This is a genomic window from Jeotgalibacillus sp. JSM ZJ347 (assembly GCF_044383825.1).
In the GTDB taxonomy this organism is placed as follows: domain Bacteria; phylum Bacillota; class Bacilli; order Bacillales; family Jeotgalibacillaceae; genus Jeotgalibacillus.
In genome coordinates, this window is record NZ_JBISEN010000001.1 from 328,049 (window position 1) to 343,014 (window position 14,966).

Consider the following 14,966-nt stretch of genomic DNA (forward strand, 5'->3'; position numbering starts at 1 on the left):
TTTTTTCGACATGAGTGAATTGGACGCTTAATCTTACACGTTACATCAGCATTACTGCCGGGTATAATGAGATCAGTGACGAGATATAAAAGGAAGTGGAAAGATGAATAGTAATCAATTATCACAAAGATTAAAAGCAGTGGCAGATTTCGTCAAAGACGGTGAGACAGTTGCGGATATCGGATCAGATCATGCATACCTGCCCTGTTACCTTGTGAAGGCACAAAAAATTCATAAAGCGATTGCAGGAGAGGTCGTCGAAGGACCCTATCAATCGGCTGTGAAACAGGTAAAACAAGATGAGTTAACTGAGCAGATAGATGTAAGAAAAGGAAACGGTTTATCTGTACTTTCACCCGGTGAAGTAACAACTGTTACGATTGCCGGTATGGGCGGACCGTTAATCAGTGAAATTCTTGAAAACGGGAAAGACCGGCTTGAAGGAGTTAAAAAGCTGATCCTACAGCCGAATATCAGTGCAGTTTCAATCAGACACTGGCTGCTTGAAAATGGCTGGCAGATTAAAGACGAAAAAATCCTCGAAGAAGACCGCAAAATCTATGAGGTGATCCTCGCAGAGCGTTCAACTGTTCGTCAGCCATTATCACAGCAGGAGCTCCTGTTAGGTCCAATTTTGTTGAAAGAAAAAACATCTGCTTTTATAACAAAATGGGAACATGAACTGATCCAGCTTAGAAATATACAAAAGCAAATGGAGATGGCTGAACAAAGCTCTTCACTCACTGAAAAGAAAAAACAGCTGGAGCAGAAAATAGTACTGATTGAGGAGGCGATCAAGTGAAACAGGTAAACGGGCATCAGGTTGTACAATTACTTGAGCAATTTTCCCCGAAATCACTCGCAATGGAAGGTGACCCGGTAGGCTTGCAGACGGGTGCATTAAACAGAAGTGTTTCAAAGGTGCTGACTACACTTGATGTAACGCATGAAGTTGTGGATGAGGCGATTGAAAAAGGTGCTAACTTTATCATTGCGCACCACCCGCTTATTTTTAGACCGTTAAAATCTATTAATCTGGAAACAACTGCGGGGAAACTTCTTGAGAAATGTATAAAACATGACATTACTGTTTTTGCTGCTCATACAAATCTGGATGTGGCAAGGGGGGGTGTGAATGATATGCTCTCAGAAGCGTTGGAGCTTCAGCATCCACAGGTACTTGTAAAAACCTTTGAAGACCAATATAAAAAACTAATTGTGTTTGTGCCGGATTCACATGCTTCAATCGTGCGTGAAGCCATTACAGCTGTCGGAGCAGGTCATATAGGAGATTATTCGGACTGCACATTTACAACTGTTGGCACAGGACGTTTCAAACCTGGAACAAGCGCAGATCCTTTTATTGGTCAGCAGGGTACAATTGAAGAAGTGAAGGAAGAAAAAATTGAGAGTATTTTTTTAAGCTCTAATGAAAAAGAAGTGTTAAAAGCGTTAAAGTCAACTCATCCTTATGAAGAGCCTGCTTATGATATTTTTAACCAGTCAATGCAGGGAGAAGTTTACGGGCTTGGAAGGATAGGTAAGCTGAAGGAACCCTTAACGCTTGGTGCATTTGCAGAGTATGTTAAAAAGCAGTTAAACGTACCTGCTTTAAGAGTAACAGGTGACCCTGATAAGAAAATTAAAAAAGCTGCCGTATTAGGCGGGATGGGCAGTAAGTATTTTCAGACGGCAAAATTTGCGGGAGCTGATGTGTATGTCACGGGAGATGTGGATTTCCATACTGCACAGGACGCAGAAGCAGCAGGTCTCTCAATCATTGACCCGGGGCATCATGTAGAAGAAATCATGAAGAGTGGTTTAGCAGCGGAATTAAAAAAGAGAGCTGAAAAAGAAAGGCTGAATGTTGAATTTCTTCCGTCAGCACTTTCAACAGAACCATTTACATTCATATAAAAAGAGCTGCCGAGGCAGCTCTTTTACATTATTTTGAATAAGGCATAATGGTTTCAGGCTTGTTTGGTGTTTTGATTTTCGGAAGAATTTTTGTAAGCGGAACATTCTTCTCGCCGAGCCATGTATCCGGATTATCCGGATCAAACTGATTAATATAATTCATCACTTCTTTTACAATAGGTGTTGGCGTTGAAGCGCCGGCAGTAACTGCAACCGTTTCACACCCTAACAGCCATTCATGCTTAATTTCAGATACATCAGCTACTCTGTGAGCAGGTGTGCCGGCAATTTCCTCTGAAACCTGGGCAAGTCTGTTGGAGTTATTACTCATCGGATCGCCAACAACGATTAAGAGATCAGCTTCACCAGCCTGTTCAGCTACAGCTTCCTGTCTGACCTGGGTTGCCATACAGATCTCTTTATGTTCTTCAGTCTGTGGGTACTTCTCTTTTACTTTAACCATCACATCAGCTACATCCCACTGACTCATTGTCGTCTGGTTTGTCACGATAATTTTATCGTTCTCGATTGAAAGACTCTCTACATCTTCAGGTTTCTCAACAAGATGCACAACGTCTGGTGCTACACCTACAGCGCCTTCAGGCTCAGGGTGACCTTTTTTACCGATATACACAATATGATACCCTTCAGCTTTCTTCTGACGGATCAGGTCATGTGTTCTCGTTACATCAGGGCACGTGGCGTCGATTGATATCAACCCTTTTTGACGGGCGATTTCGCGTACTTCAGGAGAAACGCCATGAGCTGTAAAAATAACAGTTCCTTCATGAACTTTCTCAAGAATCTCTTTGCGGTTTTCACCGTCAAGTGTAATAATTCCTTCTTCCTCAAATGCGTCTGTCACATGTTTATTATGAACGATCATCCCCAGTATATAAATCGGACGGGGCAATGTTTTATCCATTGCGGCATTTCTGGCAATCACCATTGCGTCTACTACACCATAGCAATAGCCGCGCGGTGTTATTTTTAGTGTCTTCATCAGAATCCTCCTGCACGTAAGACTTTATACATTCAGTATAAAGCAGATGACGTACAGGAACAATTAAAAGCTATATATAAAGCTTAGGGATAGACTCAAGTTTCTTCTCAGGATCTCTTTTTGGAGCTTTTTGATTGTCTGGTTTTTCATCTTGCTTATCATCACTAACATCTAATTCGTTAAAAGCTTTGTATAACTTCCACATTGCAGGGAAATTTTTAATCATAGGACCATATTGTTGAACATAAGGCATGTAGCGGTTAGCGGTTTTGATAAATTGCTGAGCTGTACCGGCCCACTTTTGAAGTGATTCAATCGAAAATGAAGCGGTTTTTGCTGACGGCTGGACAAACTGATAGGGCATTGGAAATTGACGATAAGGATACATTAAAACACCTCCTGTACAGTGTTATCATATGCAAAGTATCACGGAATGGAGAAGTCTATGAGGGTGATATTCAGATATACATAGCTTTTTTATAAAAAAAAGACTATAATTAAGTTTTGATGCGAATAGAAGGAGTGACGTATATGTCATCATTTAAACAATATAATTTCCAGGCATTTTTGATAGATGCAATTGATAAACTTGGATTTCATGCACCAACAGCGATTCAGGAAAAAATGATACCGATGATTAACCGTGGGCAGAGCGCAATCGGTCAGTCCCAGACAGGTACCGGAAAAACTCATTCATACCTGCTTCCACTGATTAATCAGATTGCTGCTGACCGTCAGGAAGTACAGGTAGTGATTACTGCGCCTACTAGAGAGCTTGCAAAACAGATTCATCATGAAGTGAAGTTTCTGATTGAAAATACATCTCTTACAAGCAAAGTTTTTGTTGGTGGTACGGATAAGCAAAGAGCCATTGAAAAGTTAAAGCAGCAGCCTCATATTGTCGTAGGTACGCCAGGGAGAATCAATGACCTTGTGAAAGAGCAGGCGCTTCAAGTGTACACGGCAAAAGCAATTGTCATTGATGAAGCTGACCTGATGCTTGAAATGGGCTTTATTGAAGACGTGGACCAGATAGCCTCAAGAATGAGAGAAGATCTGCAGATTTATGTTTTCTCTGCTACGATTCCTGAAAAACTAAAGCCTTTCCTGAAAAAATATATGGAAAACCCTCAATATGCTCATATTGAACCTAAGCAGATTCAGGCTGAAAACATTGAGTTCATTTTAGTTCCACAAAAGAGCCGGTCCCGTGAGATCGTCCTTTATGATACGCTGAATGCGATTAATCCCTATCTTGCGATTGTCTTTACAAATACAAAATCTAAAGCTGATGAAGTAGCGGATTATCTGTTAAATAAAGGGCTTAAGACAGGACGTGTGCACGGTGGACTTTCACCACGTGAGCGTAACAAAATGATGAAACAGATCAGAGATCTTGAATTCCAGTATATTGTTGCAACAGACCTTGCTGCCAGAGGAATCGATATTCCAGGTGTCAGCCACGTCATTAATTATGAACTGCCACAGGATCTGGACTTCTTTATTCACCGTGTGGGCAGAACTGCACGTGCCGGTCATTCAGGTACTGCCATTACAATTTACGAGCCGTCTGATGAGGACGCAATTGCTCAGATTGAAAAGAAAGGCATTACGTTCAGCCATCAGGAAGTAAAAGCCGGAGAATGGGTGCAACTGAATGACCGCCATAAGCGTTCAAGCCGACCTAAGGGTGAAAACGAAATTGACAAGAAAGCAAAATCTTTAATCCGTAAACCTAAAAAGGTAAAACCGGGCTATAAGAAAAAGATGAATTATAAAATGGAACAGATCAAAAAGAAAGAACGCAGAAAAAACAGAAGAAATAATAAATAGACGGGGGAAGTCAGTATGTTGAAAATCGGATCACATGTATCAATGGGCGGCAAAAAAATGCTGCTTGGTGCCAGTGAAGAAGCAGTCTCATACGGATCAACCACATTTATGATCTATACAGGCGCACCGCAAAACACGAGAAGAAAACCGATTGAGGATTTAAATATCGAGGCCGGCCTTGCTCATATGAAAGAGAATGGCATTGAAGATATTGTTGTGCATGCACCTTATATCATCAATATTGCTAATACAACAAAGCCCGAAACATTCGAACTGGGTGTGAATTTTCTGCGATCTGAAACTGAAAGAACTGCAGCACTTGGTGCAAACCAGATTGTTTTACACCCGGGTGCCCACGTAGGTGCTGGAGTTGATAAAGGAATTGAGAGAATTGTTGAGGGACTGAATGAAGTCCTGACAAAAGATCAGACTGTTCAGGTGGCACTTGAAACAATGGCAGGGAAAGGCTCTGAAATCGGGAGATCTTTTGATGAACTAGCTAAAATTATTGATGGTGTTACACATAATGATCGACTTTCAGTATGCTTTGATACATGTCACCTACATGATGCAGGATATGATATTGTGAATGACTTTGACGGGGTGCTGGAGCAGTTTGACAGAATCGTTGGGCTGGACCGGATTAAAGTTGTACATGTCAATGACAGCAAAAATCCAAAAGGTGCATCTAAAGATCGTCACGAGAACATTGGTTATGGACACATAGGATATGAAGCACTTGACCGCATCGTGCATCATGAAGTATTTTCACAAATTCCTAAAATCCTAGAAACACCTTATGTCGGTGAAGATAAAAAAGATAAAAAGCCGCCTTATCAACATGAGATTCAAATGCTTAAAAACAGAGAATTTAATGAAAATTTAATTGAAGAAATCAAAGGGTAAGTATAAAAGGACTGTCACAGAACAGTCCTTTTTTGTGATTATAGATATGAAGCCGCTTTAAGGATTAAATCTTTTACTCTTTTTTTTCCTAAGATCCGTTCCGCTTCATTCAGGATATGGGGGAGAGACTGAATACTGTTGATATTCTTTTTAAGCAGCAGCTGTAGCTTTGTACACTCCTGAACAGATAAGGAAATGCCGGCAGCGAGCAGGTAGAGCTGCATTTTCACCGGTGAAACCGTGGCAAGATATTCAAAATTTATCGTTTGTTTTTTCATAATGCCTCCCAGTAAAAGTGATTTTGATCATCAGGAAATGTTTAATGAAGAGACTTGAACCAAATCCATTTACATAAGCGTACATCAGGTATATAATAAAGAATTGTTAAATCGGAACGATTCTAATTTGAAAGAGGTGGCACGATGAGTCATCATGTCATACAGCTTAAACACGTTCATTACCGGTATGATAAAGAGCAGGTTCTCACTGATATCAACCTTTCGATTCCGAGAGGATCATTTTTAGCGGTTGTCGGCCCTAATGGATCCGGTAAATCAACCATGCTGAAAATAATTCTCGGTTTACTGAAAGTAAAAGACGGAGAAGTAAGGCTTTTTGATCAGCCGGTTCATAAATTTAAAGAATGGGAAAAAATCGGGTATGTCTCTCAAAAAGCAAATGCTTTTAATACCGGATTTCCTGCATCAGTATATGAAGTGGTAGCAAGCGGTCTGACGAAAAAGGCCGGATTGTTTAAGAGAGTTGAACGAAAATATAAAGCTGACATAATGGATGCAATTAAAGCGGTCGATATGCAGAGTTTTATATATAGAAATATTGGAGAACTTTCAGGTGGTCAGCAGCAGCGTGTATTTATTGCCAGAGCAATCGTCAGTCGTCCGGAAGTACTGATTCTTGATGAGCCGACTGTCGGTGTGGATGCAAAAAACGTTCAGACATTTTATGATATGCTCGAACGACTAAATGTTGAACTTGGAATTACGCTTGTGCTGGTCACGCATGATACCGGCACTGTTTCGAATAAAATTACACATGTAGCATGTCTGAATAATACGTTACACTTCCATGGAAGTGCAGAGGACTTTGAACAGGTGAAAGACCATGAGCTTTCCGGATTTTACGGACATGACGTACAGACAATTCATCATGATCACAGTCACGGGGTGCATTAAATGTTAGAAGCATTGTTAACATATGAATTTTTACAGAATGCTTTTGCAGCAGGAATTTTAATTGGTTTGATTGCACCTTTACTGGGTGCTTTTATCGTGGTCAGAAGGCTGTCGTTAATCGCAGATGCACTGAGTCATGTTACACTGTCCGGAATTGCTGCGAGTCTGTTTTTAAGTAAAACCTTTGTGGCTTTTAATGGTTTGAATCCATTGTGGCTCGGAATGGGGTTTTCTGTAGCAGGTTCTTTATTAATTGAGAGGCTTAGAGGCGTATATAAGCACTATCAGGAACTTGCCATTCCAATCCTTTTATCAGGTGGAATTGGTGTAGGTGTTATTTTTATTTCACTGGCAGATGGATTTAATACTGATTTATTCAGTTATTTATTCGGCAGTGTCAGTGCAGTTGGCAGAACTGACTTGTATTTGATTACAGCAATTGCAATCATTGTAATCGTGATCGTAACGTTATTATATAAAGAGTTATTTCTTTTATCATTTGATGAAGAGTTCGGGAAAGCATCCGGTCTATCAACGAAAGCGCTGCATCTTATTTTTATGGTGATGACTGCTTTAGTAATCGCTGCTTCAATGAGAATTGTCGGCATCCTTCTTGTGTCATCCTTGATGACGCTCCCGGTTGCTGCAGCAATGAGGTTGTCAAAAGGATTCAAGCAAACAATTGGATTGTCTATACTATTTGGGGAAATTGCAGTAATTGTTGGACTGATCAGTGCGTTTTACCTTGATTTAGCACCGGGTGGTACGATTGTTGTGTCTTCAATCTTTATACTGCTCTTTGCTATTGGTTATCGTAATTGGTTTGCTGCGAAGAATTAACAATGGGGTGATAGATGTGAATCTTCAGGAAGCAATAGAATTATTAAAGCAGGAAGGCTATAAGCAGACTGGCAAAAGAAAGATGATGCTTGAGCTATTTGATGAACATGACCGTTATATGACTGCAAAAGAAGTGCTTGAAGAGATGAGTCAGCATCATAAAGGGCTGAGCTTTGATACGATCTACAGGAACCTCTCCACATTTGTTTCACTCAATATACTGGAAGAAACTGAACTGTCGGGTGAAAAGCATTTTCGATTTGTGTGTGACAGCGGTCATCACCATCATCATTTTATCTGTCTGGACTGCGGGAAGACGAAACAGATCCATACGTGCCCAATGTCTGCATTAAATGAAAATCTAAACGGCTATGATATTTCAGGACATAAATTCGAAATTTATGGAACATGTCCTGATTGCCGGTAAAAAAAGCTCAGTTCGCTTATCTTTGCGAACTGAGCTTTTTTTCAAATTGCTGAATATAAAATTTTGCTTCATGCCAAGAATGAATTCTGATGACACCTTCAGGATGCGGCTGTCTATTATAAGGAGCATCAAAAAGCAGTACAGGAATACCTGTGTCCTCATGAATATCTACAGCATTGTCATGCTTATCTTCAAGAAACAGGTCGATCTGATTGTCTGTGACGGCTTTCAGCTTATTATGGGAGCCGGTCAAAATAATCTGATCGAAATGAATATCATGGCGATGAAACCATTCCTTCGTCAAGTGATGATGTTCTGTCCCTCTTGCACTGATATAAATCAGTTCATGAGAAGGCTGTAATTGCTTTAAAACTGCATCCGCCTCGTCATTCATAGGCGATGCCTCATAAATTTCCGCCTCTGTTGATTCAAACCACTTCGAAAATGTCCCGGGATCTATTTCCGGTAAAGCCTTCGTTAAGTCATATTCCTTTATATCATTAAGTGTCAGCTGACTGTTAAAAGCACGATTAATGTGCGGGATCAGAGATGATGGGCAGGTAACTGTTCCATCTATGTCAATTCCTAGACGCATACTGTATTGACTCCTTTTACATTCTTTATCAATACAATAACACAGAAAAACAATTTTCCATACATAGATTTATGTACATTGCCAAAGCTAAAGTAAGAAAGCGGAGGAGGGAATATGATTGAATGATGAAAAAAATGAAGAAAAAAATAAAGAAATTATTAAAACGGAGTATGATACGGAGATAGGAAAAGAACTCTCTCAGGTCAGCCCATCCTGGTATGCGGATACTGAACGAAAGAGAGACGGTGTCATTCAAAACACCAATAAAGGTATCTGGCTTGCTTATGCATCAATCATTCTCGGTATACTGGCATTCTTCACTGCGCCTGTTTTGTTTGGTGCTGCAGCGATCATATTGGGTATTCTTGCGAGAAGATCGAATGAAGCAAAAGCAGGGGGGATCGGTATTGCAATCGGTCTGGTTGCCATGCTGCTCGGGTTATTGATCTATCCGCTGCTATAAAAAACTCCCGGCTCATCAAAGCCGGGAGTTTCAATTTATTGCTGGATAGCTGCTTCTTCAGCCTGCTTGCGGTAATGTTCTTCAGCAAGCTTGTCAATTTCAATTTTTAATTCTTCAACCATCGTTTCTTCAGGTACTTTACGTACTGTTTTCCCTTTCATGAACAGAAGACCTTCACCTCTTGCGCCGGCGATCCCGATATCCGCTTCACGTGCTTCACCTGGACCGTTAACTGCGCATCCAAGTACTGCAACTTTGAGCGGTGCTTTAATTGTAGAGATATACTCTTCAACTTCATTCGCGATTGAAATCAGATCAATCTCAATTCTTCCGCATGTAGGGCATGAAATCAGTGTAGCTGCATTAGATGCAAGTCCAAAAGATTTTAACAGCTCTCTTGCGACTTTAACTTCTTCTACAGGGTCTGCACTTAGAGAAATTCTCAGTGTATTCCCAATGCCTTTACTTAAAATAGCGCCGAGCCCTGCAGCACTTTTTACTGTTCCTGCAAATAGTGTACCTGATTCAGTAATTCCAAGGTGTAAAGGATAATCAAAAGCTTTAGCCGCTTTTTCATATGCTTCGATCGCAAGGTTTACATCTGAGGCCTTCATTGACACGATAATGTCGTGAAAATCAAGGTCTTCAAGAATTTTAATGTGGTGAAGTGCACTTTCGACCATACCGTCTGCAGTTGGATAACCGTACTTCTCTAGAATCTTTCTCTCCAGGCTTCCCGCGTTTACACCGATACGGATTGGAATATTTTTCTCTTTTGCTGCTTTTACAACTGCTTCAACTTTTTCACGGCGCCCGATATTACCCGGGTTGATTCTGATTTTATCAGCGCCGCCTTCGATCGCTTTTAAAGCTAGCTTATAATCAAAGTGAATATCTACAACTAATGGAATGTTAATTCTCTTTTTAATCTCAGGAATCGCATCAGCTGCTCTTTCATCAGGGCATGCTACACGAACAATCTGACATCCCGCTTCTTCGAGTCGCATGATTTCAGCAACAGTTGCTTCTACATCATGCGTTTTTGTCGTTGTCATGCTCTGAATAACAAGTTCATTATTTCCACCTATAGTTAAATCCCCGACTTTTACAGGGCGCGTATTCGAACGATGTGTAATATCTCCCACCAGTCATTCGCTCCTTTTTAATTTACTCAAATTTCTATTCCTACTTATTCTAACAGTCTTGAATTCACATTTACAACTAAATGAACGGTGAAAGCGCTCTTAAAATGTTCTGAGATCAGCCTTTACATGATCTTAACATAGATCGTGTATACCCTTTACATTGATTTATGACAATATACCTATAAATCTTAGGGGGATCATACACATGTCATGGATCAAAAGATCATATTATCCATTAGTAAACAGTTTGAAAAAAAGTGCAGGTAAAATAAACCTTGGTTCAAGAGTGATTATGCTGGTACTTTCAATATGTATGATATCTACTGTCTACATAGGGTGGACCGGATATCAGACAGCAAAAAGTTCAGCTGAAACGCTGATGGAGGATCGTCTAACCAGAGAGGCGTCAATTGCGAATGAATTAATTAAAAATGCAAAACTTACATATCCATCAGATGAGAATAAATTTAATGATCAGGTGCAGAGAATTGTCAATCAGCAGGCAGCTGCATTAGGTCAGGATGGTTTGAATGGAAAGATTTATTCTGTCAGTGAAACTGAATCAGCTTCATTAATGTCAAGTGAAGCCAGCTCATTGTCAGACAATACGATACAAGAAATTAATGATCAGAGTAAAGGGACGCTTTTTACAGAAATTGATCAGCAACCATACTTGCTGTCTTTTTTCAGCGTTCAGGAGCTTGGTCAAATTTATGTGATTGCTGTACCTGAAACAGATTATCTGAAGGAACAGAGCGCATTGGGAGAATCGATTATCCGTGTGGTGATCCTGACGATTGTCATTGCAACCCTTCTTACATTGCTGCTGACGAGATCAATCAGCAAACCCTTGAATCTTCTCAGAGAAGAAATGAGAAATGTCAGAGAAGGCAGTTTCACCGGCGCTGACTTAAAGATTAATACAACCATTCCTGAAGTTGTTTCTTTACACAAAAGTTATAAAATTATGATGACAACGATCGGCTCATTAATGGAAGAGTTAAAGACAGCGGGTGGAAATCTGAATCAATCCGGAAGAAGACTGATTGAACGTTCAGATGAGATGTTTCAAACGCTTGATCCTGTGAAAGAAAAGTCTCATTCTATACGCAAGCAGGCTAAAGAAACTTCAGCTTCTTCGGAAAAAAGTCTGGAAACAACTTTACACATGGCGAAGGATATAGAAATCATGATTCAGATACTAAATGATATTAATCAATCAAATCAGCTTCTGATTGATAAAAGGGAAGAAGGAATTAAGAGTGTGTATCAGATGAATGCTTCAATGAAAGTAACGGATGAAAAGCTGCAGCAGTTGAGTAAAGAGATAAAGTTATTAAGAGAACAGTCCATTCACTCAAAACAGGCTGCACATCTGATCAAAGAAATCGCTGATCAGACAAGACTGCTCTCACTGAACGCTTCAATTGAAGCTGCTAGAGCCGGAGAGAACGGGAAAGGTTTTGCAGTTGTTGCAAAAGAAGTAGGTTCACTTGCAGAGCAATCGTCAAATCACCTGTCTGTCATTGACCAATCCATGAAAGAAATGGTGCTTGTCAGTGAGGAGGTTGAATCAAAATTCAATGATATCATGACTGATACTGCCAAAAAGCTTGAGGAGTCTTCTAATGGAATCAGATATTTTAATGAATTGATCAATCAAATGGATCAATCCACTCAACAAATTAGCACAGTCTACAACCAGACAATTGAATTTGAAAAAATACTTCCGGCAGTTAAATCATCAGGTGAACAAGCGCATGTTATCGCAAAAGAAACCAACGAAGGTTTTGAGGAAATGTCGCTGACACTTCGCGAACAGGAATTGCTGATTGTTGAGGTGAAAGAAATCGCTGAAGAACTCTATCAGATTTCATCTCATCTGAACAAACAGTTTAAAGACCACCCTCCTGAGGTGGCTTAGAATAACAAAATGGACCTTCAATGTAGGCTTTGAAGGTCCATTTTAATTATATTACTGAGCTTTCTTTTTAGGCTTGGGGATTTCTTTGATCGAAAGGTATAGCATTAAACCTGTTACAAACCAGTTAAGTAATGTAGCAAACGGAATGACAGAGCCTGCGAGGTCTGCAATCAGAAAGAAAACAGCAGGCAGTGCAGAGCTATAAGCTGCCATTCTGAAGCTGTGACGGTAAGTGAGCTTTCTGTCTGCAGAAGATGCAAGTTTCGTTCCGGCCCATCCGAATATGGTTGCTTTAATGAACAGCAAACCTGCTACAAGAATGAAAATAAAGGCAAGAATGAAAAAGTAAATGATGAATTTAGCACCTTCAAGCGAGCTGAGTAAAGAAGCGATTCCTTCACTGCTTATGTCGAAACCCTCAAACGTGTCATACTGATACTCCTGAACGCTGCCTCCTGTTGCAACAGCAAGCCGGTCAGATAAAAAAGCCACCGCAGGGTCTTCATTTGATAATGCTTCAGAAGTCATTTCATTCGATCCGTCTACATAAAAAGTAATCCCATTGCTGCTCGCTTCTGCAGCAGATGAACCTTCAGTCTGCAGTTCTCCGTTTTGAACTTCGAATGAAGGGAGCTCATTTAGCAGTAATTCCTCACCTTCTGCAAAAAGCCCTTCACCAATCACAGATACCTGAATGATGGCAGGAATAATAGATAGCAAACAAAGTAAAAAAACAAATAAAATGGTTTTTCCGATTCCCTGAAAGCGGAACCTGGCAATATCTTTAGGAGAATATAAGCTTTTAAAAAGTTGTTTGAAAATGTTCAATCTCTAAACCCCCGAATTTATATAATCTATTTATATATTGTACTTTTATCTATGATGAAAGAGCAAATGTGTGAAAAATGAAAAAGTAAGCGTTTATTCTTGTAACATAATTGTAACATTACAACGCTATTATTAACCGATTGTAAAGATTTCAAATTACCCCTTTACTTATATCGCGTAAAGAATTAATAATTGTGGAGGGTTTTCAAGAAGTATGACTAATTTTGTATAACAGGGGTTGAAAACATGGAAGTGAATTGGCAGGAAGTCTTCTTTACATTTATCGGGGGACTTGGGATCTTTCTATTTGGTTTAAAGTTTATGGGAGACGGTCTTCAAAAAACAGCTGGCGACAGACTGAGAGCAATTTTAGACCGGTTTACTACGAATCCGTTTATGGGGGTCCTTGCGGGTATTGTAGTAACCATTCTTATTCAGTCCAGTTCAGGTACGACAGTTATCGTCATCGGACTAGTCAGTGCCGGATTTATGACACTTCGTCAGGCGATTGGCGTCATTATGGGTGCAAATATCGGTACCACTGTTACGGCGTTTATCATTGGTTTTGATATTGGTGCATATGCGTTACCTATTATTGCAGTTGGCGCCTTTTTATTATTCTTTATAAAAAAACCTCAGATTAATAATCTGGGTATGGTTGTCTTTGGGTTTGGTGGACTCTTCTACGGTCTCGAGCTGATGGGAGAAGGAATGAAGCCGCTTCGTGAACTTCAGGCTTTCATTGATCTGACTCAAAGCATGAGTGAAATTCCGATTCTCGGTGTGGTAATCGGTACAGTATTTACAGTCGTTGTACAAAGTTCAAGTGCGACAATTGGTATTCTGCAGGGACTTTATTCTGAAGACTTGATTACGCTTCAGGCTGCACTTCCGGTTTTATTTGGAGATAACATAGGTACAACAATTACAGCGGTTCTTGCGTCAATTGGTGCATCTGTAGCTGCAAAGAGAGCTGCGATGGTCCATGTTATGTTTAACGTAATCGGATCTTTACTATTCCTGATCTTACTCATTCCATTCACGGCATTTATTGTATGGATTGATCAGTTTATGAACCTGAACCCGGAAATGCAGATTGCATTCGCTCACGGAACATTTAACGTAACAAATACAATTATTCAATTCCCATTCATTGCTGCACTGGCATGGGTAGTGACAAAGGTAGTGCCGGGTAACGATGTTGTAGTGGAATTTAAACCTAAGCATCTTGATCCAAACTTTATTGAACAGTCCCCATCTATTGCGCTTGGACAGGCAAAAGAAGAAGTACTGCGTATGGGTCAATTTGCAGTACAGGGACTTACAGAATCATTTGAGTATTTAAAGACTAAAAATAAGAAAAATGCAGAACTCGGCTATCAGGTTGAAGATGCGATTAATAATCTTGATTCGAAAATCACTGATTATTTAATCAAACTTTCATCCACTTCACTTTCCGCTCAGGAATCTGAACGTCATTCTGTATTAATGGATACCGTACGTGACATTGAGCGTATTGGTGACCATTTTGAAAATGTGATTGAGCTTGTAGACTATCAGCAGGCTAATAAAGTTAAAATGACTGATGAAGCAATGGAAGATCTGAACGAAATGTTTACACTGACAATTGAAGCAGTATCTCAATCAATCGATTCACTGGATACGAATGATCACGATAAGGCTCGCAGTGTTGCTGAGAAAGAAGATCTTCTGGACAAAATGGAACGCAAATTCCGTAAAAAGCATATTCTTCGTCTAAATGAAGGAGCTTGCAGCGGACAGGCTGGAATTGTGTTTGTTGACATCATTTCCAACCTAGAACGTATCGGGGATCACTCAGTAAATATTGCTGAGGCAGTTCTTGGTATCAGAAATTAATCACGGAAGCCGGC

At 40.1% G+C, this 14,966-nt stretch carries 16 protein-coding genes; 10 read left to right on the forward strand and 6 right to left on the reverse strand.

The genetic code is table 11. The annotated features are described in order from the left end of the window. The first annotated feature begins 103 nt into the window (after positions 1-103). Together ACH6CZ_RS01615 and ACH6CZ_RS01620 are read left to right on the forward strand one after the other, a co-directional pair. Positions 104-802, forward strand: a complete 699-nt coding sequence (locus ACH6CZ_RS01615) for a tRNA (adenine(22)-N(1))-methyltransferase (protein WP_374095688.1) — start codon at positions 104-106, stop codon at positions 800-802. Beyond that, positions 799-1,917, forward strand: coding sequence for a Nif3-like dinuclear metal center hexameric protein (locus ACH6CZ_RS01620; protein ID WP_374095689.1), 1,119 nt, complete (start codon positions 799-801; stop codon positions 1,915-1,917). Before ACH6CZ_RS01615 ends, ACH6CZ_RS01620 begins: the two co-directional genes overlap by 4 nt. Positions 1,918-1,945: 28 nt before the next feature. Here the strand turns inward: ACH6CZ_RS01620 and ACH6CZ_RS01625 are convergent, their stop codons facing one another. Together ACH6CZ_RS01625 and vrrA are read right to left on the reverse strand one after the other, a co-directional pair. Then, a complete protein-coding gene (locus ACH6CZ_RS01625; RefSeq protein WP_374095690.1) occupies positions 1,946-2,920 on the reverse strand; it encodes a 4-hydroxy-3-methylbut-2-enyl diphosphate reductase in 975 nt (324 codons plus the stop codon). Positions 2,921-2,990: 70 nt separating this feature from the next. Continuing rightward, positions 2,991-3,308 (reverse strand): VrrA/YqfQ family protein, encoded by a 318-nt coding sequence (vrrA, locus tag ACH6CZ_RS01630; RefSeq protein WP_374095691.1) that lies wholly within the window; start codon positions 3,306-3,308, stop codon positions 2,991-2,993. Positions 3,309-3,451: 143 nt separating this feature from the next. Between vrrA and ACH6CZ_RS01635 the strand changes: the two genes are divergently transcribed. Together ACH6CZ_RS01635 and ACH6CZ_RS01640 are read left to right on the forward strand one after the other, a co-directional pair. Further along, the gene (locus ACH6CZ_RS01635; RefSeq protein ID WP_374095692.1) at positions 3,452-4,753 is read left to right on the forward strand and encodes a DEAD/DEAH box helicase; all 1,302 of its coding nucleotides are present in this window, start codon (positions 3,452-3,454) and stop codon (positions 4,751-4,753) included. 15 nt (positions 4,754-4,768) lie between these two features. Continuing rightward, on the forward strand, positions 4,769-5,659 hold the full coding sequence (locus ACH6CZ_RS01640) for a deoxyribonuclease IV (protein WP_374095693.1): 891 nt from the start codon (positions 4,769-4,771) through the stop codon (positions 5,657-5,659). Positions 5,660-5,697: 38 nt separating this feature from the next. Here ACH6CZ_RS01640 and ACH6CZ_RS01645 read toward each other — a convergent pair whose 3' ends face one another. Further along, on the reverse strand, positions 5,698-5,937 hold the full coding sequence (locus ACH6CZ_RS01645; RefSeq protein ID WP_374095694.1) for a hypothetical protein: 240 nt from the start codon (positions 5,935-5,937) through the stop codon (positions 5,698-5,700). 144 nt (positions 5,938-6,081) lie between these two features. On the opposite strand from ACH6CZ_RS01645, the gene ACH6CZ_RS01650 reads away from it, so the two are divergent. Genes ACH6CZ_RS01650 through ACH6CZ_RS01660 form a run of 3 tightly spaced genes read left to right on the forward strand, consistent with a single transcriptional unit; the run spans position 6,082 to position 8,119 of the window. Beyond that, positions 6,082-6,852: a metal ABC transporter ATP-binding protein gene (locus tag ACH6CZ_RS01650; RefSeq protein ID WP_374095695.1), complete on the forward strand. Its 771-nt coding sequence runs from the start codon at positions 6,082-6,084 to the stop codon at positions 6,850-6,852. Next, positions 6,853-7,692: a metal ABC transporter permease gene (locus ACH6CZ_RS01655; protein ID WP_374095696.1), complete on the forward strand. Its 840-nt coding sequence runs from the start codon at positions 6,853-6,855 to the stop codon at positions 7,690-7,692. Positions 7,693-7,708: 16 nt separating this feature from the next. Beyond that, complete coding sequence (locus tag ACH6CZ_RS01660) at positions 7,709-8,119, forward strand: Fur family transcriptional regulator (RefSeq protein ID WP_374095697.1); 411 nt, start codon at positions 7,709-7,711, stop codon at positions 8,117-8,119. Positions 8,120-8,135: 16 nt separating this feature from the next. Here ACH6CZ_RS01660 and ACH6CZ_RS01665 read toward each other — a convergent pair whose 3' ends face one another. Continuing rightward, on the reverse strand, positions 8,136-8,714 hold the full coding sequence (locus ACH6CZ_RS01665; RefSeq protein WP_374095698.1) for a 5' nucleotidase, NT5C type: 579 nt from the start codon (positions 8,712-8,714) through the stop codon (positions 8,136-8,138). Between the two features lie 118 nt (positions 8,715-8,832). Here ACH6CZ_RS01665 and ACH6CZ_RS01670 point away from each other — a divergent pair, with 118 nt between their 5' ends. Then, complete coding sequence (locus ACH6CZ_RS01670; protein WP_374095699.1) at positions 8,833-9,177, forward strand: hypothetical protein; 345 nt, start codon at positions 8,833-8,835, stop codon at positions 9,175-9,177. Between the two features lie 35 nt (positions 9,178-9,212). On the opposite strand, the gene ispG is transcribed toward ACH6CZ_RS01670, so the two are convergent. After that, on the reverse strand, positions 9,213-10,322 hold the full coding sequence (gene ispG / locus ACH6CZ_RS01675; RefSeq protein WP_374095700.1) for a flavodoxin-dependent (E)-4-hydroxy-3-methylbut-2-enyl-diphosphate synthase: 1,110 nt from the start codon (positions 10,320-10,322) through the stop codon (positions 9,213-9,215). A gap of 205 nt (positions 10,323-10,527) precedes the next feature. Here ispG and ACH6CZ_RS01680 point away from each other — a divergent pair, with 205 nt between their 5' ends. Then, positions 10,528-12,246 (forward strand): methyl-accepting chemotaxis protein, encoded by a 1,719-nt coding sequence (locus tag ACH6CZ_RS01680; protein ID WP_374095701.1) that lies wholly within the window; start codon positions 10,528-10,530, stop codon positions 12,244-12,246. A gap of 51 nt (positions 12,247-12,297) precedes the next feature. On the opposite strand, the gene ACH6CZ_RS01685 is transcribed toward ACH6CZ_RS01680, so the two are convergent. Next, positions 12,298-13,074 (reverse strand): DUF1189 domain-containing protein, encoded by a 777-nt coding sequence (locus ACH6CZ_RS01685; RefSeq protein ID WP_374095702.1) that lies wholly within the window; start codon positions 13,072-13,074, stop codon positions 12,298-12,300. 246 nt (positions 13,075-13,320) lie between these two features. Here ACH6CZ_RS01685 and ACH6CZ_RS01690 point away from each other — a divergent pair, with 246 nt between their 5' ends. Beyond that, positions 13,321-14,952 (forward strand): Na/Pi cotransporter family protein, encoded by a 1,632-nt coding sequence (locus ACH6CZ_RS01690; RefSeq protein ID WP_374095703.1) that lies wholly within the window; start codon positions 13,321-13,323, stop codon positions 14,950-14,952. The last annotated feature ends 14 nt before the right edge of the window (positions 14,953-14,966 follow it).